22 protein-coding genes are annotated in these 24,260 nt (G+C 41.4%); 21 read left to right on the forward strand and 1 reads right to left on the reverse strand.

Features of this window, described 5'->3' with window-relative positions; genetic code table 11:
• The first annotated feature begins 37 nt into the window (after positions 1–37).
• The 21 genes from BVU_RS07785 (at position 38) to BVU_RS07885 (ending at position 23,676) form a co-directional block, all read left to right on the forward strand.
• Positions 38–742, forward strand: coding sequence for a tyrosine-protein phosphatase (locus BVU_RS07785; protein ID WP_005636849.1), 705 nt, complete (start codon positions 38–40; stop codon positions 740–742).
• Between the two features lie 81 nt (positions 743–823).
• The gene (gene wecC / locus BVU_RS07790) at positions 824–2,029 is read left to right on the forward strand and encodes a UDP-N-acetyl-D-mannosamine dehydrogenase (RefSeq protein WP_005636852.1); all 1,206 of its coding nucleotides are present in this window, start codon (positions 824–826) and stop codon (positions 2,027–2,029) included.
• Positions 2,030–2,847: 818 nt separating this feature from the next.
• Positions 2,848–4,191, forward strand: coding sequence for a lipopolysaccharide biosynthesis protein (locus tag BVU_RS07800; RefSeq protein ID WP_005636855.1), 1,344 nt, complete (start codon positions 2,848–2,850; stop codon positions 4,189–4,191).
• Entirely contained in the window at positions 4,179–5,381 is a 1,203-nt protein-coding gene (locus BVU_RS07805; protein WP_005636858.1) for a hypothetical protein, read from the forward strand. The genes BVU_RS07800 and BVU_RS07805 overlap by 13 nt, the downstream gene beginning before the upstream one ends.
• A gap of 6 nt (positions 5,382–5,387) precedes the next feature.
• Entirely contained in the window at positions 5,388–6,557 is a 1,170-nt protein-coding gene (locus BVU_RS07810) for a glycosyltransferase (protein WP_005636860.1), read from the forward strand.
• A 5-nt stretch (positions 6,558–6,562) separates the two neighbouring features.
• Entirely contained in the window at positions 6,563–7,636 is a 1,074-nt protein-coding gene (locus tag BVU_RS07815) for a polysaccharide biosynthesis protein (protein ID WP_005636862.1), read from the forward strand.
• 174 nt (positions 7,637–7,810) lie between these two features.
• On the forward strand, positions 7,811–8,965 hold the full coding sequence (locus BVU_RS07820) for a capsular polysaccharide biosynthesis protein CapF (protein ID WP_005656928.1): 1,155 nt from the start codon (positions 7,811–7,813) through the stop codon (positions 8,963–8,965).
• A 6-nt stretch (positions 8,966–8,971) separates the two neighbouring features.
• Complete coding sequence (locus BVU_RS07825) at positions 8,972–9,370, forward strand: WbuC family cupin fold metalloprotein (RefSeq protein WP_005636866.1); 399 nt, start codon at positions 8,972–8,974, stop codon at positions 9,368–9,370.
• Between the two features lie 6 nt (positions 9,371–9,376).
• Positions 9,377–10,558, forward strand: coding sequence for a non-hydrolyzing UDP-N-acetylglucosamine 2-epimerase (gene wecB / locus BVU_RS07830; RefSeq protein WP_005636869.1), 1,182 nt, complete (start codon positions 9,377–9,379; stop codon positions 10,556–10,558).
• Positions 10,559–10,589: 31 nt separating this feature from the next.
• Positions 10,590–11,771, forward strand: coding sequence for a glycosyltransferase (locus BVU_RS07835; RefSeq protein ID WP_005636871.1), 1,182 nt, complete (start codon positions 10,590–10,592; stop codon positions 11,769–11,771).
• Positions 11,772–11,840: 69 nt separating this feature from the next.
• Positions 11,841–12,179: an acyltransferase gene (locus BVU_RS07840; RefSeq protein ID WP_005656926.1), complete on the forward strand. Its 339-nt coding sequence runs from the start codon at positions 11,841–11,843 to the stop codon at positions 12,177–12,179.
• A gap of 4 nt (positions 12,180–12,183) precedes the next feature.
• Positions 12,184–12,564: a serine O-acetyltransferase gene (locus tag BVU_RS07845; RefSeq protein ID WP_011964865.1), complete on the forward strand. Its 381-nt coding sequence runs from the start codon at positions 12,184–12,186 to the stop codon at positions 12,562–12,564.
• A 462-nt stretch (positions 12,565–13,026) separates the two neighbouring features.
• Entirely contained in the window at positions 13,027–13,149 is a 123-nt protein-coding gene (locus BVU_RS22710) for a hexapeptide transferase family protein (RefSeq protein WP_005840881.1), read from the forward strand.
• Positions 13,150–13,155: 6 nt separating this feature from the next.
• Entirely contained in the window at positions 13,156–14,349 is a 1,194-nt protein-coding gene (locus BVU_RS07855; RefSeq protein WP_005636881.1) for a glycoside hydrolase family 88 protein, read from the forward strand.
• Positions 14,350–14,361: 12 nt separating this feature from the next.
• Entirely contained in the window at positions 14,362–15,060 is a 699-nt protein-coding gene (locus tag BVU_RS07860) for a WecB/TagA/CpsF family glycosyltransferase (RefSeq protein ID WP_005656920.1), read from the forward strand.
• Positions 15,061–15,071: 11 nt separating this feature from the next.
• On the forward strand, positions 15,072–16,232 hold the full coding sequence (gene wecB / locus BVU_RS07865; protein WP_007219053.1) for a non-hydrolyzing UDP-N-acetylglucosamine 2-epimerase: 1,161 nt from the start codon (positions 15,072–15,074) through the stop codon (positions 16,230–16,232).
• A 288-nt stretch (positions 16,233–16,520) separates the two neighbouring features.
• The gene (locus BVU_RS22510; RefSeq protein ID WP_005636888.1) at positions 16,521–16,691 is read left to right on the forward strand and encodes a hypothetical protein; all 171 of its coding nucleotides are present in this window, start codon (positions 16,521–16,523) and stop codon (positions 16,689–16,691) included.
• Positions 16,692–17,127: 436 nt separating this feature from the next.
• A complete protein-coding gene (locus tag BVU_RS07870) occupies positions 17,128–17,436 on the forward strand; it encodes an Arm DNA-binding domain-containing protein (protein ID WP_005636892.1) in 309 nt (102 codons plus the stop codon).
• 24 nt (positions 17,437–17,460) lie between these two features.
• Positions 17,461–19,722, forward strand: a complete 2,262-nt coding sequence (locus BVU_RS07875) for a Helicase associated domain protein (protein ID WP_005636894.1) — start codon at positions 17,461–17,463, stop codon at positions 19,720–19,722.
• 329 nt (positions 19,723–20,051) lie between these two features.
• Positions 20,052–22,427: a hybrid sensor histidine kinase/response regulator gene (locus BVU_RS07880; RefSeq protein ID WP_005840888.1), complete on the forward strand. Its 2,376-nt coding sequence runs from the start codon at positions 20,052–20,054 to the stop codon at positions 22,425–22,427.
• Positions 22,372–23,676, forward strand: coding sequence for a sigma-54-dependent transcriptional regulator (locus BVU_RS07885; protein WP_005636898.1), 1,305 nt, complete (start codon positions 22,372–22,374; stop codon positions 23,674–23,676). Before BVU_RS07880 ends, BVU_RS07885 begins: the two co-directional genes overlap by 56 nt.
• A 5-nt stretch (positions 23,677–23,681) precedes the next feature.
• Here BVU_RS07885 and BVU_RS07890 read toward each other — a convergent pair whose 3' ends face one another.
• On the reverse strand, positions 23,682–24,176 hold the full coding sequence (locus tag BVU_RS07890) for a hypothetical protein (protein ID WP_005636900.1): 495 nt from the start codon (positions 24,174–24,176) through the stop codon (positions 23,682–23,684).
• Positions 24,177–24,260: the final 84 nt, after the last annotated feature.

Here is a 24,260-nt window from a genome sequence, read left to right on the forward strand (position 1 = left end):
GGAAACTGTTTGCTATTATTCCCAACAGTCAACAGAAATGTGTTTTTTCCGACAGAAAAAAGTATTAGCGGAAAGCGGTTTTTTCCGTGGTTTCACTGATTGCCACAGCCATCTTCTTCCCGGGGTAGATGATGGGGTGAAAACGTTGGAAGAGTCGTTGGCGATATTGGAAGAAATGGAACGTTTAGGCGTTCGTAAGGTTTGGCTTACCCCCCATATAATGGAAGACATACCCAATGAAACAGTGGATCTGCAACAGAAGTTCCAAGAATTAAAGCAAATGTATCATGGAAAGATCGAATTGGCTTTGGCAGCGGAATATATGATGGATAACCTTTTTGAGGAACGGTTGGAAAAGGATGACTTGTTACCCTTTGAGGAAGGAAAACATTATCTGTTAGTGGAAACCTCTTATTTCAATCCACCAATGGGATTACTGTCTATTTTGCAACGCATCCAAAAGAAAGGTTATCATCCTTTGTTGGCCCATCCGGAACGATATGAGTATATGCAAATGATGGATTATAAAACGTTAAAAAAGAACCAAATTTCTTTTCAATTAAATATACCGTCATTAGTCGGAATGTATGGTAAGCACATAGAGAAGAAAGCGAAGATATTATTAAAAGCAGGAATGTATGATTTAGGAGGAAATGATGTTCACTCCCTTATTTTTTATGTGACAACTTGTAAGCAAAAAATAGACAATCTGTCTTTCTTGAAAAATGTGTGTAAAATATAGCGTATTTACATTCGGGAAGACTTTGCCCTAATATGTGTTTTTTTATGTAAATGAATGATTTAATATTTAATACAAAGATAAATGAAAGCATGTTTCATGGGCTTGGGTTACATCGGACTACCTACAGCCATTATTGCCGCAAAGCACGGCATTCAAATAACAGGAGTTGACATTAATCCTCATGTAGTGAAAATGACCAATGCGGGACATTTGCACATCATTGAACCCGGCATGGAGGAAATGTTACAGGAAGTAGTGAAAGCTGGCATGTTGAAGGCTTCGGTTACACCGGAAGTCAGCGATGCATACTTCATGGTGGTCCCAACCCCGTTCAAGGGAAACCACGAGCCGGATGTGAGTTACGTGGAAGCGGCTACACGTGCCGTATTGCCGTTACTGAAAGAAGGGGATCTTTATGTAATAGAATCCACTTCACCTGTAGGAACTACAGAGGCTATGGCACGCATCATTTTTGGTGAACGTCCGGAATTGGAAAGTAAGATTTTCATAGCCTATTGCCCGGAGCGTGTATTGCCAGGTAATGTGATCTATGAATTGGTACACAACGATCGGGTCATCGGTGGTTTGAATCCTGAATCTACCGAAAAGGCAATAGCATTCTATTCGCAATTTGTGCAGGGCACACTTCACAAGACTAACTGCCGTACAGCGGAAATGTGTAAGCTGACGGAGAACTCCAGTCGCGATGTACAGATAGCTTTTGCCAATGAACTTTCGCTTATCTGCGACAAGGCTGGTATCAATGTTTGGGAACTTATTAACCTTGCCAACAAGCATCCGCGTGTAAATATCCTGCAACCCGGTTGCGGTGTAGGAGGTCATTGTATTGCGGTAGATCCATACTTTATCACTGCTGATTTCCCGGCAGAAAGCAAGTTAATCAGCGATGCACGTGATATTAACAACTACAAGAGTTTCTGGTGTGCTGAAAAGGTGAAGAACGCCATGTTGAAGTTTGAGTTGAAGAATCATCGTAAACCAGTTATAGCCATGATGGGATTGGCATTCAAACCAAATATTGACGATTTGCGTGAAAGTCCGGCGAAGTATATTACCACGAAAGTGATGCAGAGCTGCAACAATGCCGACATTTTGGTCGTAGAACCGAATGTAAAAGAGCACAACGTGTTTAAGCTGACTAACTACTGCGAAGCCTACGACAAGGCAGACATCGTGGTGTTCCTTACGGCTCACAACGAGTTTAAAGAGCTATCTTGGAGGAAGGATAAAATGATATTGGACTTTTGTGGAATATTCAAGAAATAATGGATATTTCTAAATAAGTGCAAATACAATTATCACCGAAACTAATGAAAATTGCACATAAAATAGTTCAAGTACCGGAAATGAAATTTTTATTAAGACCTTTTATACACAATGTAAAAAGGAATAATCAAAATATACATGAGATTTTCCAGGAAAAATCTCATGTATATTTTCGGAGTTTGATAAGATTTTGCCACAAAACAATATCTTTTGCAGCGTATTTACCAATATATTATTGGGGGCGGTTCGTAAAAAAATATCAAAAGCGTTTCGATATAATAATCACCAGTGCCTGATACAAGAATTATGCATCCAAATTAAAATATATACTCGAAAAAATAGGAATTTATGTTTATCCGAAGATTTGAAGTGTTAGCTGGAAATAAGACTTGTGAAGAAACATACAGGAAACGTCATATCGACATAGAATATATCTTACATATATGAAGACTATCCATCATGTCTGTGTGATTTTGGTTACGTTGACGGTACGGTATCGCATTTAGAATTGATGAAAAAAATTCGGTTGGGCAAAATTGGAAGAATCGAATTCCCTATCAGTCACGAAATAACACATTTTTTCGAAAACATAGAATCAACGTATTGGCTAATACAAATGAATGGATCTTGCAAGATATGAACTACTATATAACTTCCTATTCAGACTTTCACGACGATGACACAAAGCCAAGGATGTTTGAATAGAAAGAGGGTAAGGCGATATTAATGCATAGTGAGTATGAGGAGAAGTGGAATATTATTCCTGTATAAAATTCTTTTAGATAATCCTATTATTAGGTGATTTTAGGTTTCAAGATATGAAAGGGTTGAGTTTTATTAAGTCATCTTCAGGCAGAACTCAAAAGGCACAAAAGAATATTTTGGGGATGTTGCTCATAAAAATTTGCAACATCATTATTAATTTGGCTTATGTTCCATTGTTGATTAATAGTTTGAATCAAGATAGATATGGAATATGGTTGACAATTACTACAATTGTTTCTTGGATTGCATTTTTTGACATTGGGTTAGGTAATGGTCTGAGAAATAAATTGGCGGAATCAATTGCTTGTAAAGATGAAATAAATGCTCGAAAATATGTGAGTACTACTTATGGTGCAATGGGAATCTTATGTTTCTTGTTCTTTATCATAGAGGCCTGCATTGTTCCATTTTGCAATTGGAATAGTCTGCTAAACGCTCATTCGATTCCTAATGGTGAACTTACATTATTAATGTTATGGGTTCTTTCAAGTTTAGCATTTCAAATGCTACTAAAACTTCTAAATTCTGTATTGTACGCTTTACAAAAGCCGGCATTATCCTCATTGATATTGATGCTTAGTCAATTGTTCGCTTTCATTGGAATTTTTATTTATACAAATGTTTGCAATGAAGTTTCTCTTTTGAAATTGGGAATGATTATATCAATGGCTCCAGTCGTTGTATTGATGATTTTTTCATTGATACTGTTTAGAAAAATGATACCCCAATATATGCCAACCCCCTCTTTCTTTGAGCGTTCTAAAATAAAAGAGATTGTTATTCTTGGGAGTAAATTCTTTTGGATTCAATTGACGACTTTATTATTATTTCAGTCAAACAACTTGATAATCGCCCATACTTGTGGAAATACTTCTGTGGCTGAGTATAATATTGCCTACAAATACATTGGTTTGATAGAGATGGCCTTTATGATTATCATGACTCCTTTTTGGTCTGCTGCCACTGATGCTTATGCGAGAAAGGATTATCAATGGATTAAAGGAATATTAAAAAAACTACAATTCATTTCATATATAATGATTGCCGCTGGAGGAGTTTTGATTTTATTATCAGATTTTGTATACAAATGGTGGTTATCATCAACTATCAAACCCGATAAATCATTAATGTTTCTTCTATTATTGTATTTCTGCATCCAATTATCATGGGCTAGATATGGGAGCATAATCAATGGTATTGGGTGTGTAAAGCTCCAATTCTATATTACAATGATAGAGGCTTTTGTGCATATTCCATTGGCTTTATTGCTTGGTACTTATTGGGGTGTAAAAGGAGTAATTATTTCACTTATTATATCAACATTTGCCAATACTATTTGGCCTAAGATACAGATCAAAAATATTTTTTTAGGAAAACGAAGTATATGGGTAAAGTAAATTCTATTACAAAGCTAGAAATAGCGATATTTGTTTTTCTCACTATGATGATATCAGGAGCATCGTCCATTGCTAGTAATGATTTTATTAGAATTATAGTTGTGGGATTATTAGCTCTTTATAGCTTTATAAATCATAAGAATTTATATAATAATATTCTTTTTTATTTATTAAGTGGATGGATTTTAATAAACCTAATATCCTCATTATATTTTGGTAAAAATATAGATTTTTTTCCTTTTATAGGGAAAATTGTTTTGATCTATCTTGCATATTTATGTTTATCTTGTTGCAAGGATAACTTTTGGGATAAATATGAGCAATTTTTGTATAAACTGGCGTTAATTTCTACAATATTTTATATCTTATCCTTGTTCTTTCCCAGTATGTTTAATAGCCTTACTTCTGTATTCCGTCCTTTTACCGCTGATATTTTTTATCAGAAGGAGTCTCAGAAATACTATTTCTATGCTTTCTTTTTTACATATATGGGTAATGGAAACTTCAGGAATAGTGGTTTTATGTGGGAACCGGGTGCATATGCGATGATTTTAAATATCTTGATTGCATATAATATATGTCGACAAGGTTTTCAATTGAATAGACACATTAAGGTATATACTATAATCCTTTTAACTACATTTTCCACAGCAGGATATTTGGCATTTTTTATCATTTTGCTACTGTTTCTTTTGAAAGGACAAAATATTTATATAAAAGCACTTATTCTTATCTGTACTGCTTTTTCAATAGGTTGGTTGATGAATGCAGACTTCCTTCTTCCAAAAATCGAAGAATTTATATCCTCCGCACAAAAGGGAATAGTACACCATCAAGGTTACAGGAAACTATATGAAGCCAATAGAATCCTTTCTTTCAAATTGTTGACGGATAAATTTTTGATGTTTCCAATAGGTTGGGGTTGCGTCCAAGATACAACTTCATATATGGCTTTGAAACATATTGTTACTGTTAATGGCTTGGGAAACACATTAGTGACATGGGGTATTTTCGCATTCTCTTTTTTTATGTACTCGATTGGTAATTTTTTCTATCAATATAGGCAGTCAATTATTATTGTTACACTTTCATTATTAGTAGTATGTATTAGTTTTTTTAGTAATCCTATAGAAAATAACATACTACTCTATTTGTTAATTTTATCTCCTTATATCGTAGAATTTAATTGATAAAACATGAATATTGGCATTATTTGTAAATACCCTATTCCGTATGGAATGGCAGCCACAACACGTATCTTCTCATATTCTAAGGGCTTATTAGAATGTGGTGATAAAGTTGATGTATGGTCAATTGCACCTAATAATTTTAACGCGAATAATAATAATGAAGGCGTTTTTAATGGTATATCATATTTTTATTCATTCAGAAGCAAACGATTTAGTAATAAGCTATTCCATGCATATGAAATGATTTATTCTCTTTTTATCTTAGGTGTAAAATTACATAAAAGAGATAAAATTAGAAGATATGACGTGTTTATTATAAGCTCAGATAGTCTCATTTGCCTGCTGTATATGAGGGTATTAAATATATTATTTAAGAGAAAACTTATTTTTATTTTTGATGAGTATCCAACACCTATTAGAGGTAAATTAAAGAATAAAATACCATTTTGGAAAGAAGTGATTTATCGTGTTATTTTAAGTAAATATTCAGGATATATTTCCATGACCGAAAATTTATTGAAATATTATAAAAAAATCACAGACAATCCAGGTATTATAATTTCATCCATTACCGATGTCAATCGATTCCATAATATAATAAAAAAGCCTATAAATAAAACTAAGAAATTAATTTATATGGGAAATATGGAATTATCAAAAGATAATGTAGACAATATTTTGTACGCTTTATCTATCTTGCTAAGAGATAATTATGATGTTCATTTGTATCTTTTTGGAAAACCAAATTTAAAAGATAAATCTATATTGGAAAGGATTATTGAGCAAGAGGGATTAGCAAACAACACAAGTTTTAGATTTGCTCAATATAATGATGTTCCAAAGATTCTATCAGAAGCAGACATTTTAGTTTCCTCCCAACCTGTGACTGTTCGTGCAGACGGAGGATTCCCAACTAAATTGGGAGAATATTTAATGTCGGGTACTCCTGTATTATCAACCAATGTTGGAGAAACATCAAAATACTTTAAGGATGGCGAACATATGTATTTTGCAAAACCAGAATCGCCATTGGATTATGCTAACAAGCTCAAATATATCATAGATAATTATGAGAAAGCATTAGCTGTTGCTAAAAAAGGGAAAATGCTAATAGAGCAATCGTATTCTCATATATCTGCTGGAGAAAAGATGCATAAATTTTTAAAATCATTATAAATAGTATGTCAGTATTCAAAGACAAAGTCCTGTTAATTACAGGCGGTACGGGTTCCTTTGGGAATGCTGTGCTACGTCGTTTTCTTGACAGCGACATCAAGGAAATCAGAATTTTCAGTCGTGATGAGAAGAAGCAGGACGATATGCGTCACCGCTTGCAGAATTCTAAGGTGAAGTTCTATATCGGTAATGTCCGCAACAAGACTTCTGTAGATATTGCTATGCGTGGTGTTGACTACGTTTTTGCCGCCGCCGCTCTCAAGCAGGTGCCGAGTTGTGAGTTTTTCCCTATGGAGGCTACTCGCACTAATGTTCTCGGTACTGGAAACGTTCTTCTTTCTGCTATCGAGCATGGGGTAAAAAATGTTGTGGTCCTTTCTACTGATAAGGCAGCTTATCCTATCAATGCTATGGGTATCAGCAAAGCACTTATGGAGAAGGTTGCGATTGCTAAGGGTCGTGAACTTGGCGAGGGTGCGGCTACTACCATTTGTTGTACTCGTTATGGTAACGTTATGGCAAGCCGCGGTTCTGTTATCCCTTTGTGGGTTGAGCAGATGATAGAGGGTAATCCTATTACTATCACTGATCCGAATATGACCCGCTTTATGATGACTCTTGATGATGCTGTTGACTTGGTTATATACGCGTTTACCCATGGTCATAATGGTGATCTTTTTGTCCAAAAGGCTCCTGCCGCTACTTTGGAGACTCTTGCTACCGCACTGAAGGAAATATATTCTAAGGTTGATCCGAAATATGGAGATACTGAGGTTCGCGTTATTGGTACTCGCCACGGTGAGAAACTTTATGAGACTCTTGTCACTCGCGAGGAGATGGCTAAGGCTATTGATATGGGCAATTATTACCGTATTCCTTGTGATAACCGTGACTTAAATTATGACAAGTTCTTCTCTGAGGGTGATGAGGTGGTTTCTCGTATTGAGGATTATCATAGCCACAATACTCAGCGCCTTGATGTTGAGGGTATGAAGAAGCAGTTGATGCGTCTGCGCTTTATTCAGGAGGATTTGGGCTTGATTGAGAAGGCAAAGGCGCGCGAAATCCGTTCCGAATAGCCGGTGTGTGAAAACCGGCAATCTACTGCGTTGCCATCGACTTCGCAAAGTATTTTTTTGGGGGGGGGAACAATTATTCAAAGTGTTCCCGCTATTGAGAAATCACCAATAGGAAATCTTTTACACACAGGAAGACATTATCTTTCTTTTCCATCATAATTAAATTTTATCTCAATGAAAATATTAGTTACCGGAGCCAAGGGCTTTGTCGGTCGAAATCTTGTTTCGCAACTTTACAATATCCGCGATGGCAAAGCTCGCAATTACGGCATTGACAGTGAGGACTTGGCCGTTTATGAATATGATATTGACAGTGACCCTGCCGACCTTGAGGAATATTGCAAGAATGCAGACTTTGTTTTCAATCTTGCCGGTGTTAACCGCCCGAAGGACAATTCTGAGTTTCTGAAGGGCAATTTCGGCTTTGCGTCGGTGCTTCTTGACACTTTGAAGAAGTATGGAAACACTTGCCCTGTTATGATTTCATCATCTATTCAGGCGGTTCTTGACAATCCTTACGGTGAGTCGAAGCGTGCTGGCGAGCAGTTGATGTTTGAATATTCGGCGGAAACTGGAGCGAAAGTGCTTGTCTACCGCTTCCCGAACGTTTTCGGAAAGTGGTGTCGTCCAAACTATAATAGTGCCATTGCAACTTTCTGCAACAATATAGCGAATGATCTTCCTATTAGCGTCAATGACCCGAGCATTGTTATGAATCTTGTTTATATAGACGACGTTGTTGATGAGATGATAGCGGCACTTAACGGCAACGAGCATTGCAATGAAAACTTCTGTGAAGTTCCAGTCACTCATACCCGCACACTTGGCGAGATTGTTGAGATTATCCGCTCGTTTAAGGATATGCCAGCAAATCTCGGCGTTGCAGATATGGGCGACGGTTTGGCTAAGAAACTCTATTCAACATACCTTACTTATCTGCCGAAGGAGCGTTTTGCGTATCCTTTGAAAATGAACGTCGACGAGCGCGGCAGTTTTACTGAATTTATCAGGACAGCCGATCGTGGTCAGGTTGCGGTGAATATATCCAAACCGGGTATTACCAAAGGTGAGCACTGGCACCATACAAAGGTGGAGAAATTCGTTGTAGTCAGCGGTCACGGCCTTATTCAGATGCGTAAGGTCGATTCAGACGAGGTCGTCAATTTTGAGGTTTCCGGCGATAAAATCGAGGTTGTTGAGACTATCCCGGGATACACTCATAACATTGTAAACCTTTCAGAAACAGAGAATCTTGTAACTCTGATTTGGTGTAACGAGTGCTTTGACCCGAACCGCCCAGATACTTATTTCGATAAAGTAGTAAAATAGCAGGTTATGTTGGTTATCGACAAAGAATTGCTTGACGGGGTAACGGCACAGGCAAAGGCGAGTCCCCGTTTGCGGATGAACTACAATCTGCATGACAGTCTTGAGGCAAAGGCGCAGAGACTGATGAACGCTATGGAACCCGGAACCGATTTGCCGATTCACCGCCATACCCATACTGCAGAAACGTATTTCGTTCTACGCGGTAGAATCAACGTGCTGTTTTACGGTGAAGATGGTCAGTTGGAAGAAAGCCGTGAACTTGACCCCTTGAAAGGATGTTACGGCGTTCAGATTCCTATCGGTCAATGGCATACGATTGAGGTCCTTGAAAGCGGAACGGTAATCTTTGAAGTTAAGGATGGACCGTACACACCACTTACTCCTAAAAATACAATGACAAAATAAAATATTATGGAATTAAAAACTGACTATTCAGATATAAAATTTGCGGAAAACGGCAAGTTGAAACTTTTGATAATTGTAGGAACAAGACCTGAAATTATCCGCCTTGCAGCCGTTATCAGTAAGTGCCGCATCTATTTCGACACAATCCTTGCTCATACAGGCCAGAACTATGACTATAACTTGAACGGCATCTTTTTCAAAGACCTGAAGTTGAAAGAACCAGAAGTGTATATGGATGCCGTTGGCGATGACCTCGGTTCAACAATGGGAAATATCATAAGTGCTTCCTATAAACTCATGTCGCAGGTAAAGCCCGATGCTGTACTTGTTCTTGGCGATACAAACTCATGCCTGTCAGTTATCGGAGCAAAGCGTCTGCACATACCTATCTTCCACATGGAAGCAGGTAATAGATGCAAGGATGAGAACCTTCCGGAAGAGACAAACCGCCGTATCGTCGATATCATCAGTGACGTCAACCTTGCCTATAGCGAGCATGCTCGCCGCTATCTTGCAGAATGCGGATTGCCGAAGGAGAGGACATACGTTACCGGTTCACCAATGGCGGAAGTCCTTCATAATAATCTTGAAGAGATTGAGGCAAGCGACATTCATAACCGTCTCGGCCTTGAAAAGGGCAAATATATCCTTCTTAGCGCCCACCGTGAGGAGAATATCGACTCAGAAAAGAACTTCACTTCATTGTTCCGGGCAATCAATGCGATGGCAGAGAAGTACGATATGCCGGTGCTTTATAGTTGCCACCCAAGAAGCCGCAAACGCCTTGCCGCAAACGGATTCCAATTAGACAAAAGAGTAATTCAGCACGAGCCTCTCGGATTTCATGATTATAACTGTCTCCAGATGAACGCATTTGCCGTTGTCAGCGACAGTGGAACATTGCCAGAGGAGAGTTCATTCTTCACATCAGTAGGCCATTCGTTCCCGGCAATCTGCATCCGCACGAGCACAGAGCGTCCGGAAGCCCTCGACAAGGCATGCTTCATATTGGCAGGCATTGACGAAAAATCATTGCTTCAGGCGGTTGATACAGCCGTAGAGATGAACAAGAATCAAGATAACGGCATTCCAGTGCCAAACTATGTTGATGAGAACGTATCAACAAAGACCGTTAAACTCATCCAAAGTTACACCGGCGTTGTCAATAAAATGATATGGAGAAAATAATTAAGAATTTTACCTAAATCATCAATAAATAATGAAAGTTCTTTATTCTCATCATGGCATGAAAGGAAAAAATGGATGGGGACGAACCTTTTATATGGCACAAGGATTAGCAGATTTAGGACATGATGTGACCTTATTAACAATCAATCCTAAATGTTCATTCTTTAAGATAAATACTATTATCTATCAAGGTGTTAAAATAAAAGTACTACCAGACTTTTTTCCTGCCAAAATGAAATCCTCAGGTTTTGCTATTTGGAGTACTTTATTTGGATTGATATACTCGATGTTCCATAAATTTGAAATATGTATAGCAGATTGTGGACATAGATTTACTTCCTTACCTTGTAAATTAAATAGATTTATTTATCATTCTGTTTATATTTCTGAGTGGTGGGATTTCTTTGGTAAAGGAGGTTATATTAAAAAGAAAAGTAGATTGTTTAGGTTAACATACGGTAGACTGGAATGCTATAATGAACTCAACGATAAAAGAAAAGCTGATGCTATAGTCGTATTATCTACTTTTATGAAAGATAGGGCTGTTGAAAATGGAATTGACTCAGAAAAAATTTTTATTGTTCCTGGTGGGTCTATAGTGAAAGATGTAAAGCCGTTATATCCATCCTATTCATCTGTTGAAAAACGAAAAATAAATATAGCATACATTGGCATTAATAATCACGAAATTGATTTGATAGCTCCGTTTATAGAAGCATTGAAATGTGAAAATGTTAAAAACAGTTACAGGTTGATTCTATATGGGAATACTATCTCAAACGAAAAGTGGAATCAATTAGGATTGTCTGAAATTGCTGAATATAGAGGATGGTTAGATTATTCTAAAGATGTTTCTACCTTAAAAGATATAGATGTGTTTTTGCAATTATTAGATGACAACAATGTTTCTAAAGCTGGATGGCCTAATAAATTAGGTGATTATTTAGCATTTGGGAAGCCCGTTATATTGTCACCTTATGGTGATATAATTGATTTTGTAAAAAATGAAAAAGGTTTTTTTATAGTAGAATACAATAAATACTCGATATTAAAAATTTTACAAGAAATTAAAGATATACCTTATAGCGATTTAAAGACCATGGGGTACGCTAATAGGCAATTAGCGGAAAAAATCTCATGGAAAAATAGAGCAAAAAATATAGAATATATATGCAATAAAATTAGATTTAATAATGAAACTGTCAAGAATTAAAAAACTTGTCTTCCTTCATTTACAGCATTTGCCAATGAAGTCAAGGGGTTGGAGACCAACGCTTTGTAAATGGGGGGGGTAAACATCAAATGCCCTAAAAAGACCTTCATCGGAGAGGACGTTATTTTCGACACAAATTATCCCGAAGATATTGTCATTGAAGAGGGCGTGCGCCTGACTGTCGGCGTCCGGATTGTAACGCATTTCATGAACCCGAAGACAGGCAGTTATGACCGCGGTCAAGTGCATGTTGGCAAAGGAGCCTACATTGGCATGGGAACAATGGTTGTCAAGCCGGTCACAATCGGAGAAGGGGCAATCGTAGGCGCCGGGGCAATAGTGACGAAAGATATACCGTCAAACGAAGTATGGGCAGGAAACCCCGCCCGCTTTATCAGAAAACGATAAAATTATGCCAAACGCAATATTTTTTTACAGAATACAGAGGTGGTTATACTTACACCACATTCCATTTTTACCTAAATTAATTCAACTATTAATTTTTCTGATTTACAACACTAAAATTACTGCTGATTCAAAAATCGGTAAAGGATCTTATTTTGTTTGTAAAGGAATTAGCACTGTACTAATCCCAGGAACGGAAATTGGAGAAAACTGCGTATTAGGTTTACGATTCTCAACAGTAAGAAAATTTCCATATAAAAACGTTCCTAAAATTGGCAATAACGTTTTTATCGGTCCAAACGTTGTAATCTGTGGACCAGTAGAAATTGGTGATAACTGTATTGTTGCAGCTAATTCGTTTGTTGATAAATCATTAAGGGGGGGGTAATTGTTGCAGGCTCTCCTGCTAAAATAATCGGATATACTAAAGACTTAAACTATAATATTTCTTCAAATCAAAAAGATTTAGATGGAATAGCACCATATCTGCAACCAAAAGAGTAAATCAAAAGTTGCAATCGGATATAGTTTTAAAAGGATAAAACTATGTTGAATGCAATCTCTTTTTATCGGGTATCAAGGTGGCTGTACTTGCACCACATTCCTGTACTGCCAAAATTGATAACATTGCTTATTTTCCTAATTTACAACAGCAAGATTCCATACCAGGCAAAGATTGGCAGAGGGTCAACTTTTGGATACGGAGGTATGGGTGTTGTTATCCATTCTAAATCAATTATAGGGGTAAACTGCACTATATGTCAGCAAGTTTCCATAGGGGGGTAATTCAAGATTTCCGGAAGTACCAGTGATAGGTAATAATGTTTATATTGCGAAAGGTTCTATCGTTATGGGTGGTATAACAATCGGAAACAATGTTACAATAGGAGCAAACGCAGTCGTAACCAAACCAATTCCCGATAATGCTATCGTTGCAGGCGTACCCACCAAAATTCTAAGGACTAAAGAATAACATAATATGCATAAAGTTATCAACTCTTTTCGCTTGCTGAAGGAGTATTGCGAGAATGAGGGGTTCAAGGGTTGGGATCCCTATGACGGACTTAACTCGAAGGTTTTTCAGGCGTTGCCGTTCCTGAAGAAGTCGGCAATCTGCCGCCTGGTTGTTATCCAAGGATTTAAGCGCTGCCCAGTCAATCTCCGCAGGCTTGCGCTTGTCCCCAAGGAATATAATGCCAAGGGCATCGGGCTTTTCCTTTCCGGTTACTGCAACCTATATAATGCGGTTAAGGCAAACCCCAAACTTGCGGAAAGCCTCGGCTCTCCCGATTCCCTGAAATCACGGATTAACGAACTGGCTGAACTGTTGATCTCTCTACAATCAAAAGGTTACAGCGGTGCTTGCTGGGGATATAACTTTGACTGGCAGGCTCGCAGACTTTTCCTTTTCCCAAAGTTTACTCCAACCGTTGTTGCGAGCAATTTCTGTGCAACCGCTCTTATGGAAGCATACGAAATTACCAGAGAGAAAAGGTTTCTTGAAATCGCTCTCAGTGCGGCACATTTCGTTATCAACGACCTTCACCGCACGGAATATAAGGACGGATTCCTATTCTCTTACAGCCCGTTGCAGGGAAACGACACTGTCTTTAACGCCTCACTGCTCGGCTCAAGGCTGCTTAGTTTTTGCTACAAGTACACAGGCAACGAGGAATACTGCGAACTTGCAGAGCAAAGCATAAAGGCATGCTGCTCAGGTCAAAAGCCAAACGGTGCATGGGTATATGGCATGCTACCCGTTCAGAGTTGGGTTGACAGTTTTCATACAGGCTATAACCTTGATGCGCTTATTGCATATCAGGAGCTGACAGGCGACAATAAGTATCGCAAATATATTGAGAAGGGCTTTGAATATTATATTCAAAACTTCTTTGAAGCCAACGGAATGCCAAAATACTACGACAACCGCACTTATCCCATCGACATTCACTGCCCGGGGCAGTTGCTCGTAACGCTCGCAAGGTTGCACAAGATCGAAGAATACAAGGAAATTGCAGAAAAGGTCATTGATTGGACTATCCGCAATATGCAAGACCGGAAAGGCTATTTCTACTACCAGTTAAAGCCGGGGATAAGTTCAAAAATATCATATATGCGTTGGAGCAATGCGTTTATATTTAATGCTATGAGCCATTATTTACTTGCCGAATAATATTTTAATCTTATGGATAAAGTTTCATTAAACGGGGTCGAAATATTCCCTTTCGACTCCGAACAGCAACTATTGCATTATGTGGACACGCATAAGGGCATATTGGTAGCGATCAATGCAGAAAAGATATTGCATGCCACGGAACAGACACGTGCCATTATCAATCGAAATATTGGGTATTGTGATGGAGCCGGTGCACAAATGGCTTTAAAGCAGAAAGGTTATAAAGATGCCTGTAAGATTCCCGGATGTGAACTATGGCTAAAGATTATTACTCGCTTTTACAAGGAAAAGACATTCTATCTGGTTGGTGGAAAACCGCAAATCGTAAATGAGACCGTAGAGAAACTGTGTTCTGAATATCAGGATATCCGAATAGTGGGTTATCGTAACGGCTATATCAAGACGGATGAAGAGAAACGACGATTGATAGACGATATTGTGGAGAAGAAACCGGATGTGGTATTCGTGGCTATGGGGTCGCCAAAGCAGGAATTGCTGATGGAGGAGATACAGCAACGGCATCGCGCTATCTTCCAAGGATTGGGTGGCAGTTTCGATGTCTATACAGGTCATGTGCAGCGCGCACCGAAATGGTGGGTGGAGCATAATCTGGAATTTGCTTATCGCTTGATAAAAGAACCCAAAAGAATTAAACGTCAGATCCACTTGGTGAAGTATGCTTGGTGGCTGATGAAGAAAAAATTATAAACAGAGGAAATATGAAGAAAGTGATGTTGGTCTTCGGCACCCGTCCGGAGGCAATCAAGATGGCTCCGCTGGTGAAAGAATTCCAGAAACAGCCAAAACGGGTAGAGACTGTGGTGTGCGTAACCGGACAGCATCGGGAAATGCTGGATCAGGTGTTGAAGATATTCGACATCAAACCGGATTATGATTTGAATATCATGAAGCAGGGACAGGATCTGTATGATGTGACCGCTCGTGTGCTGACCGGTATGCGTGATGTACTGAAAGAGGTAAAGCCCGATGTGGTATTGGTACATGGGGATACTACCACTTCTACAGCTGCAGCTTTGGCTGCTTTTTATCAACAGATACCGGTGGGACATGTGGAAGCTGGTTTGCGTACACATAATATTTATAGCCCATGGCCGGAGGAGATGAATCGGTTGTTGACGGGGCGTCTGGCGACCTATCATTTTTCTCCCACTCCGTTAAGTCGTAATAATCTGATTAAAGAGAGCGTTGATGACCGCAATATCATTATAACTGGTAACACAGTGATTGATGCACTTTATTGGGTAGTGGATAAAATCAAGAACAACAAGGAGCTAGATAATGAATTGGAAGATATATTGAGCAAAGCGGGTTATGATGTAAACCGCTTGAACAATGGCAAGAAGCTGGTATTGATTACAGGGCATCGTCGTGAGAATTTTGGTGACGGATTTATCAATATGTGTACAGCTATTAAAGATTTGACGGTTAAATATCCAGATTTGGATTTTGTTTATCCTATGCACTTGAATCCTAATGTACGCAAGCCGATTCATGAGGTGTTCGGGGAGAATCTGTCCGGCTTAAAAAATATGTTCTTCATTGAACCATTGGAGTATTTGAGTTTTGTGTATCTAATGGAGAAGAGCAGCATCGTATTGACAGATAGCGGTGGCATTCAAGAGGAAGCTCCGGGACTGGGTAAACCGGTATTGGTGATGCGTGATACCACGGAGCGACCAGAAGCATTAGATGCCGGAACGGTGAAACTGGTAGGTACGGACTATAATAAGATTGTAAACGAAGTATCATCTTTGATTGATGATAAAGCAGCTTATGAAAAAATGAGTAAGGCTGTAAATCCGTACGGTGACGGATTAGCCTGCGGACGTATTGTAAATGCATTGTTATATAGGATATAAGCTGAGCTATGAAGCTGATACTGAAAAATATTTTTACAAATCGAAATACTTGTTATTACTTATGGTTTGCATTACCAAGAGCTAATAAACTTAAAGTGAAAGTTTTTTCTGGAGTTGAACTTCATTATCGGGACTTGTTTCATGGTAAGATATACGAATTGTTGCAAAACCTAACATCGGGTATAAAATGAAGAATGATAAACGAAAAAAAGAAATTTTTCGGTGGATATTCCTCGGAGGACTTTTGTTGTTTGTGACTTTTCCTGTTTTTACGCAGTAAATACAAGAATGAGTGGATTGATTTATGTGCCGAGCACGGACATAGATGATGGAGGAAAAACTCGCATAGGTGGTCACTTTTTCAGAAAAGAGTTCCTGCCCGATGTCAGCTTGAATTCGTTAGGAAAGTGGATGTATCATACAGGCAATCATTTTTTGAGCATCATTCCTTTTTCATAGATTGAGCTGGAATTATTTGTACTATACAGAAAAAATTAAAAGACAGCAATATAGATAATATGGATTTTGATCACAAGAATTGATATTTATCTAAAAGAATCAGGCCTATCAAAGAAAACGAATGATGATCATGTATTGCTATTGGAAGTAATGATCACATTACGACGAGTGACAAGGTGAAAAGAGATGATTGGCCGGATAGTAGAAGAACCATATTGGGGAACTATTATGTTGCTGCCACTAAATATACGAAAAAAAAACATATCATAGGTTTCTATGTCACCTACCGAAAATGAAAACGTGATTACAATTAAATGGAATGGAGTGGCAGACTGTATGACTTATCAGTCCTCTTTGCAAAACGGGAAATATTCTTCGGAAGGTATATGCTTTTACATCAACCTACTGTAAAATACTAATCAAGAAAATAATAAGGATGCCTACAGTCGTTGTCCGTTTTGAGACTTGTAAGAAAGCCATAGGGTACGGTACGGTTTATTACCGTATCTACAAAGGACATAACCGACGTATGGAATTTTCTTCCCACCTTCACCTACCAACTTCTTCTTGGGATGAAACCACAAAGACAATCCGGGGAGAGCATCCCAAAGCCTGTCTCTTTCGTGCTCAGATGGAAGCGGATCTTCGGCTTTTGAACCGGATTATAACGGAAGATGTTACCGGTCGACTGACAATGGGCGATATGATAGCCATCTTTAAACATCAAAGGACAATAATCAAATGAACTTTTGACTTGTAAGTCAATAGGATGGTACCGTCTTTGACAGATTGCTATCACCGTCTAGGTTTTCAGGTAACAGAATCCGAAGATGGATTACGGATAGGCTTCAAACCGGGAATGGCACATGCTATCGTGAAGGAGATTTGGAACGAGCAGCCTTTGACCCGTTCGGATGTTGAAAGGTTTTATGAAAAGCTTTCTTCACTGAACAAAGGATATCGAAATCTCTATTTCAGGATCGTGGCGCACGGTGGATTCCTGCCGGAGGCATTGGACTTTGAACTGCACGGGCTGACCGTTTCGGATGAAAGCTATATTGAAAGCCTCTTGTCCGGAAGACATGTGGAGCTTTATCCGCATAACGAAGCGGCTTACAGGGCGATCATGCGGGGATTCAAACAACACCGTATCGGTACGGTCGTGCAGGCTACCGGAACAGGGAAATCCTATTTGCTGGCACGCTATATCGCAGATCATGCAAAGGAAAATATATTGGTCTTTGCTCCGAACATCACGATTCTGGATGAGATCCGGAAAGCCGTCGGATTCTCCATTCCGCAAGTGACGTACCGGACATTCCAGTCACTGATTCGTAACCGGGAGGACAATGGGTTGTTACGGGCAGATCATATTCTTATTGATGAATTCCATCATTTCGGGGCGGAAATTTGGGGAAGTGCCTTGCAGGAAGTGATAGAAAACAATCCCTGTGCCTATGTCCTGGGAACATCGGCAACGCCAATCCGTCCGGAAGGAATGATCGATACGGTGGATCTTTATTTCGAAGGAAATTTGTTTTATGAACTTACCTTGCCGCAAGCTTGGTATTACAATATCTTACCAGTGCCGATCCTGGTACAAAGTGCTTACGGGCTGGACAACGAACTGGATCGGCTGCAAAGAAAGCTGGAACGCAGCGGTTGTTCAGTCCGCCGGAGAGAGCGCATCCAAAAGAAACTGGACCTGGCGCGGGTCGATTTCAAAGGTGCTTTGGGCGCGTCGTCGGTGATCCGGAAGTTCCTACCCGAAAGCGTACGCAAACTGCTGGTTTTCTGTCGCGACCTGGCCGATCTCAGACAGATGGTGCCGGAAGTGTGCGACTGGCTCACACAGGCAGGCCGATCGATTACGCCATTTGAAATCCATCATGCGCAAAGCGAGCAGGAGAATCAGCGGCTGTTGGCCGCTTTCCGAGAAGAGTCGGACCGGTTACACGTACTCTTTTCCGTCAATATGCTGATCGAAGGATTGCATGTCGAGGGAGTGGATGCCGTCTTGTTCCTGCGGCGCACCGAATCTTACATTGTCACCCTGCAACAGCTGGGGCGCTGTCTGGATGCCGGAAGCGGGAAACAGCCGGTCGTCTTGGATTTCGTGAATAACCTGTCGGGTAAATCGGTCTACGACGTGATGGCGTGCCACTGGGAGCGACTCTCTTATCTTCCATCGCCCCACGGATTTGAAAGAACAACCTCGTTCCTCGCTACCGGCTATTTGTCGGATATCCGGCTCCGCATCGAAGAGATCCTGGCCGAGCTGGAACCATGGCAGATTATGTACGAGCGGCTGGTCGAGTTCCACCGGGAAGAGAACGACTGGCCTTCAGTGACGGAAGGGAAACTGGGCCTTTGGTGCAACACGCAACGCATCGCCTACAAACGAGGCTGTCTTGCCAAGGAACGGTGCGACCAGCTTGATGCAATCGGTTTTGAGTGGAATCAGCTCGACTCCAAATGGATGAGGGAATACCATGCATTGAAAGTCTTCTTTGATACCTGCGGACGCTGGCCCAAACGTGAAGACGGCCCGCTTGCGACCTGGTGTTATACCCAGCGGGAAAGACGGAAGGATGGACGTTTGAGCAAAGAGCGCATCCGGGCTTTGAATGAGATCGGCTTTGTCTGGAATCAGAACCTCCAAGGGGAATGGATGAAGAACTACGAGGAGCTGAAGTCTTTTGTCAGAAAATATCGGCGTTTCCCTAAATCGACGGAAGGGAATTTGGGCGGATGGTGCCATACACAACGGAAAATGCGTAAACAGGGAAAGTTACCCAATGACCGCCGGCTCCTGTTGGATAAAATAGGATTTGTCTGGTCGGCGGAACAGGTCTGGCAAGGCAACTTCGAACAATTGTGCCTGTTCCATAACCTGCAAGGACGATGGCCGGGATGCCGTGAAGGAGCATTGGGACGCTGGTGTACCATTCAAAGACGGGATTACCGCAAGGGGAACATGTCAGACGAGCGAAAAGCACAATTGGAAAGAATCGGTTTCCCTCTTGCCTGATATGGAATATATTCGATTCTATCCGTTATGAAAGTTGTCTATTCAATTATAATCAACATTGGAACAGTGTCTGTCATTACCCGGATTTGGAACTGCCAGCATACGGGTGGAACCAACTGATAAAACCGGAATAAGACCAATCTCATAAAGTAAATCGTTATTGATTCATCCCAATATGGAAGCCCTTGTCTGAAGCCGGTTATCGGAGAAGACAGGGGCTTCTTCTATATTTTATAAATGAATTATAGATAACTATTACACTGGCTTAACGAATCCGTTACAAATCCTTGGTGGTTTAAAGTGAGTGTTTACGTAAAATGAAAATATTTATGGTAGCAAGGAAAGTTTCATTACAGCATAAGGTTCTTTTAGGGTATATGATATTGATCATGGCTGTTTGCGGCATGGTTTCCATCTTGTTATACGAACGGAGCCGCATGCGTGAGATAAAAACGGAAACATCGGAGATACGCAGGATACGCCATGACATCAGTACGGCGCATCGCTATATCACGGAGCTTGCCACCTATGGAGAGTCCGTCATTGTCTGGGAGGATACCGATTTTCGTGAGTATCGCAGAAAACGCTTGCAAACGGACAGCTTGTTACAAATATTGAAAGTGAGTTGTGGCACGTTCGTCCTGCCAAAGCAGATAGACTCCCTATGTCATTTATTGGAAGCTAAGGAGATACATCTGCTCCGCATTATGGAGACCATTACCAGACAGGGGGAAGCGGACAGCCTGCTCGCAAATCGTCTGCCTATTGTTATCAGGGAAGCGGTTCGTACCCGGACAGTCACCCAAAAGAAAAAAGGGATTGCCGGTTGGTTCGGAGGGAAAAGGAGCGTACAGGTCTTCGAGCCATCGAAAGGACTGCAAGATTTGAATGAGAAGCTGATCGCCATGCAAGAGGAACGTGAACGCCGGATAGACATGTATACCGACAGTCTGCGCATACAGAATAAGGCCTTGAACCGGAAGTTGCAAATACTCATCACCCATCTTGACGGGCAAGCGCAGGCGGCGTTCATCAGTCGTGAGGAAAAAATCACGGAAGCCGGAGATTTTTCTTTCAAACTGTTTGTCTTGGTAATCGTCTCTGCTTCCTCCTTGCTATTCATCTCGTTCCTGATCATACGGCATGACATCAGGAAAGAAAGGGAAGGGCGGGCACAGCTCCAAAGGATAAACCGTGAGAACGAGGAACTGCTCGGTATGCGTAAACAGATCATCCTGACCATCTCGCACGATATACGAGGACCATTGGGTAATATCAACAACTGCGTGGAACTGGCCTCGGAAACCCGTGAAAAGAAAAAACGGGAAGGCTATCTGGAGAACATCCGCCATTCCTGCCGCCATATACTGAATCTGGTGAACAACCTGATGGATGTTTATAAGATCAATGAGACCAAGGATACCCGTAACGAGGTTCCTTTCCGTCTAAACAACTTGCTTGACAACATATCGAAGGAATATGCCCGCAAAGCGGGTGGCCGGGCCTTGCTGTTCGAGCACCGGCATAAGAATGTCGGTGATATTACAGTGAGAGGAGACGCAGACAAATTGGAACAAATATTGGACAATCTGCTGACAAACGCCATCAAGTTCACCCTGTCGGGTACGATCCGTTTCCATACCGAGTACATGGCGGGAAGATTATATGTGGAGGTCGGTGATACCGGTATCGGTATGGACGAGGAGACATTGGAACGTGTCTTCCGTCCGTTCGAGCGTGCGGCGCAGGAGATAAACTCGGAAGGTTTCGGTCTTGGGCTTTTTATCACGAAAGCTCTTGTAAAGGTACTGGACGGAAGCATTGAAGTAGAGAGCCGACCAGGTAAAGGTACAACATTCCGCCTGTCGTTTCCCCTTTCGGAAACGACAGGAGAACCGGAAACAGAGGAGCTTCCGGTACAATCTGCGACAATACTTCCCAAACATGTACTGGTAGTGGATGATGACAGCATCCTTCTGAAAATAACGGAAGACATGCTCGGGCGCAACGGGGTGGAATGCACGACCTGTCAAAATGCAAAAGAAGCCATTCTAGCACTCGACCGCTTGGATTATGATTTGGTATTGACAGATATACAGATGCCCGTGACCGATGGTTTCGGCTTGTTGAGATTACTGCGTAACTCGGATATCGGAAATTCCCGTACCGTTCCGGTCGCTGTCATGACGGCACGGGGGGACGGGGACTCGGGCGTGTATATGAAGTCCGGTTTTTGCGGTTGCATACATAAGCCTTTCTCTTCAAAAGGACTGCTGGCCTTTATCTCCTCCGTTACGGAGGGCAGAAGTGCAGGCATGTCTCCGTTCGACTATTCCCGCCTGATGGAAAGTACGGACGACCGTCGTCATATGTTCGGTCTTGTCGCAAAAGAGTCAGAAAAGGATCTTGCCGAACTGGAGGAGGCTTTAAGAGAAAACGATCGGGAAGCCATGCGGAGGATCGTACATCGGATGGCTCCGGTCTGGGAGTTGTTAGGGGCCAACGATGTACTGTTCGGTTATCGGAAGCTCCTGCATGACAAGACCTCGAGCGACGAGACGGTCAGAGAGTACACGATGAGAATTATGAAACAGATACGGTTACTGATAGACGAAGTAAATAATGAATTAAGAAAGAAAAATGACGGGGATGAAAAAGACTTTATTGATCGTGGAGGACAACCTGATTCTTTGCGATATTCTTGAGAGATGGCTACAGAAAGCCGGTTACAGGGTATTGACGGCCATAGATGAGCCTTCGGCACGCCGGAAAATCAAGGGGAATAACGTGGCGCTGGTACTGACGGATGTCCGCCTTCCCGAAGGGGATGGCATCAGTTTACTGGAATGGAGCATCTCCCAAGGGTTACATATCCCTTTTGTGGTGATGACCGAACATGCCTCCATTGCAGATGCGGTGCGTGCCGTCAAATTGGGCGCAAAGGACTACTTGCCCAAGCCTGTCCACGAGGAGTTACTGATGGAACTGTTACGGGGATTGATCGGTCTGCCAGTTTCCGTTCCCCCGAAGAAATCATTAATGAAAAGGCTTAGCGGGGCGGTCCGGGAGACCGAGCGGATAGCTTGTCGTGTGGCTCCTTTGAATTGTTCCGTCATGATCCTTGGACCGAACGGTAGCGGAAAAGAATCTGTCGCACAGCTGATCCAACAGCATAGCGGGCGTAAGGACAAGCCTTTTGTGGCGGTGAACTGTGGTTGTATCCGGGGGGAACTTGCCGCATCTGAGTTCTTCGGTCACGTGCAGGGGGCATTTACCGATGCGAAAAAGGATACTGCCGGCTATTTTGAGACGGCCAAGGGCGGTACGCTCTTCCTTGACGAGATCGGAAACATGCCTCCCGAAATGCAGACACTGCTGCTCAGGGTATTACAGGAAAGAGTGTATTGTCCAGTGGGCAGCCGCAAAGAACTTGAAGCCGATGTACGGATATTGTCGGCCACCAACGAGGATATGGAGCGTGCCATACGGGAGGGACGTTTCCGGGAGGATCTGTACTACCGTCTCGCCGAGTTTGAGATACGCCAGCCCTCTCTCTCCGAATGCCCGGAAGATATATTGCCACTGGCTGACTTCTTTCGTGAGCAACATTCAGAAGAGATACGTGTGGAGACCTCCGGTTTTACCGAACAAGCCAAAATCTCCATGCTTTCCCACTCATGGCCGGGCAATGTGCGTGAACTTGACAACCGGATAAGACGTGCTGTCCTGTTGGCGGTATCTCCATTGTTAACCCATAAAGATCTGAATCTTAATGCGACCATCTGTAGGACAGGCGAAAAATGTAAAAAAGGCTTGATGGAAGAAGCAGAAGAGAAAGAACTAATAAGGAAGATTCTGGAAGAATGTGGAGGTAAGATCAGTCGTGTGGCGAGAATGTTGGGGATGAGCCGTCCGACGCTATACAAGAAAATGGAAAGGTATGGGTTGAGATAGCATCTTCATCCGTTTCGTTTATACATAAGCCGGCAGATTCCGTTGGAGAAAGTTTTGCAGCCAAGAAGTTTCCAGCGGGCAGACCGGAATTCTCCCGTCAAGGGGATTCCACCACCATAAGAAAGAGGCAGCAGAAAAAGTACTGTCTCATCCACCAGATTATACCGAAAAAGTCCATCGGCATATTCCGCACTTCCTCCATCTCCCACTCCTGCCAGATAAATACAATCCTTGTCATGCTTTTCCTTTACATTCAGCAAGTCCATCAAACCGTAATGGGGGTAGATGTGGAATGTGGCCTGTCGCTGCCAGCGTGGGAAACCATACCGTTTGTTTTCCCTCACCCATCGCATAAGCATCTCGTCTTCATGCGGAAGGAACCCGTCCAAAGTGAGTGCCATGATAACTTGAATTTTTGCCATACCTCTTGTTAAAAAAGCATGAAACCCATGCTTATTTCGAACAGAGGCTCTGACAAAGCCCAACACAGAAACCCGCATGGGCTCATGCTATAAGGTATAGCATAAGCCTCACGCAATAGCCTCTGTGTTTTTGAATTTGTCAGATTCCTGTTCGAGACGTCT

The organism is Phocaeicola vulgatus ATCC 8482 (genome assembly GCF_000012825.1).
Lineage (GTDB): Bacteria > Bacteroidota > Bacteroidia > Bacteroidales > Bacteroidaceae > Phocaeicola > Phocaeicola vulgatus.

Coding starts and splice junctions, on each gene's coding strand:
- BVU_RS07785 (WP_005636849.1), top strand. CDS start 38: ATGTGTTTTTTCCGACAGAAAAAAGTATTAGCGGAAAGCGGTTTTTTC.
- wecC (WP_005636852.1), top strand. CDS start 824: ATGAAAGCATGTTTCATGGGCTTGGGTTACATCGGACTACCTACAGCC.
- BVU_RS07800 (WP_005636855.1), top strand. CDS start 2,848: ATGAAAGGGTTGAGTTTTATTAAGTCATCTTCAGGCAGAACTCAAAAG.
- BVU_RS07805 (WP_005636858.1), top strand. CDS start 4,179: ATGGGTAAAGTAAATTCTATTACAAAGCTAGAAATAGCGATATTTGTT.
- BVU_RS07810 (WP_005636860.1), top strand. CDS start 5,388: ATGAATATTGGCATTATTTGTAAATACCCTATTCCGTATGGAATGGCA.
- BVU_RS07815 (WP_005636862.1), top strand. CDS start 6,563: ATGTCAGTATTCAAAGACAAAGTCCTGTTAATTACAGGCGGTACGGGT.
- BVU_RS07820 (WP_005656928.1), top strand. CDS start 7,811: ATGAAAATATTAGTTACCGGAGCCAAGGGCTTTGTCGGTCGAAATCTT.
- BVU_RS07825 (WP_005636866.1), top strand. CDS start 8,972: ATGTTGGTTATCGACAAAGAATTGCTTGACGGGGTAACGGCACAGGCA.
- wecB (WP_005636869.1), top strand. CDS start 9,377: ATGGAATTAAAAACTGACTATTCAGATATAAAATTTGCGGAAAACGGC.
- BVU_RS07835 (WP_005636871.1), top strand. CDS start 10,590: ATGAAAGTTCTTTATTCTCATCATGGCATGAAAGGAAAAAATGGATGG.
- BVU_RS07840 (WP_005656926.1), top strand. CDS start 11,841: ATGGGGGGGGTAAACATCAAATGCCCTAAAAAGACCTTCATCGGAGAG.
- BVU_RS07845 (WP_011964865.1), top strand. CDS start 12,184: ATGCCAAACGCAATATTTTTTTACAGAATACAGAGGTGGTTATACTTA.
- BVU_RS22710 (WP_005840881.1), top strand. CDS start 13,027: ATGGGTGGTATAACAATCGGAAACAATGTTACAATAGGAGCAAACGCA.
- BVU_RS07855 (WP_005636881.1), top strand. CDS start 13,156: ATGCATAAAGTTATCAACTCTTTTCGCTTGCTGAAGGAGTATTGCGAG.
- BVU_RS07860 (WP_005656920.1), top strand. CDS start 14,362: ATGGATAAAGTTTCATTAAACGGGGTCGAAATATTCCCTTTCGACTCC.
- wecB (WP_007219053.1), top strand. CDS start 15,072: ATGAAGAAAGTGATGTTGGTCTTCGGCACCCGTCCGGAGGCAATCAAG.
- BVU_RS22510 (WP_005636888.1), top strand. CDS start 16,521: ATGAGTGGATTGATTTATGTGCCGAGCACGGACATAGATGATGGAGGA.
- BVU_RS07870 (WP_005636892.1), top strand. CDS start 17,128: ATGCCTACAGTCGTTGTCCGTTTTGAGACTTGTAAGAAAGCCATAGGG.
- BVU_RS07875 (WP_005636894.1), top strand. CDS start 17,461: ATGGTACCGTCTTTGACAGATTGCTATCACCGTCTAGGTTTTCAGGTA.
- BVU_RS07880 (WP_005840888.1), top strand. CDS start 20,052: ATGGTAGCAAGGAAAGTTTCATTACAGCATAAGGTTCTTTTAGGGTAT.
- BVU_RS07885 (WP_005636898.1), top strand. CDS start 22,372: ATGAAAAAGACTTTATTGATCGTGGAGGACAACCTGATTCTTTGCGAT.
- BVU_RS07890 (WP_005636900.1), bottom strand. CDS start 24,176: ATGCGGGTTTCTGTGTTGGGCTTTGTCAGAGCCTCTGTTCGAAATAAG.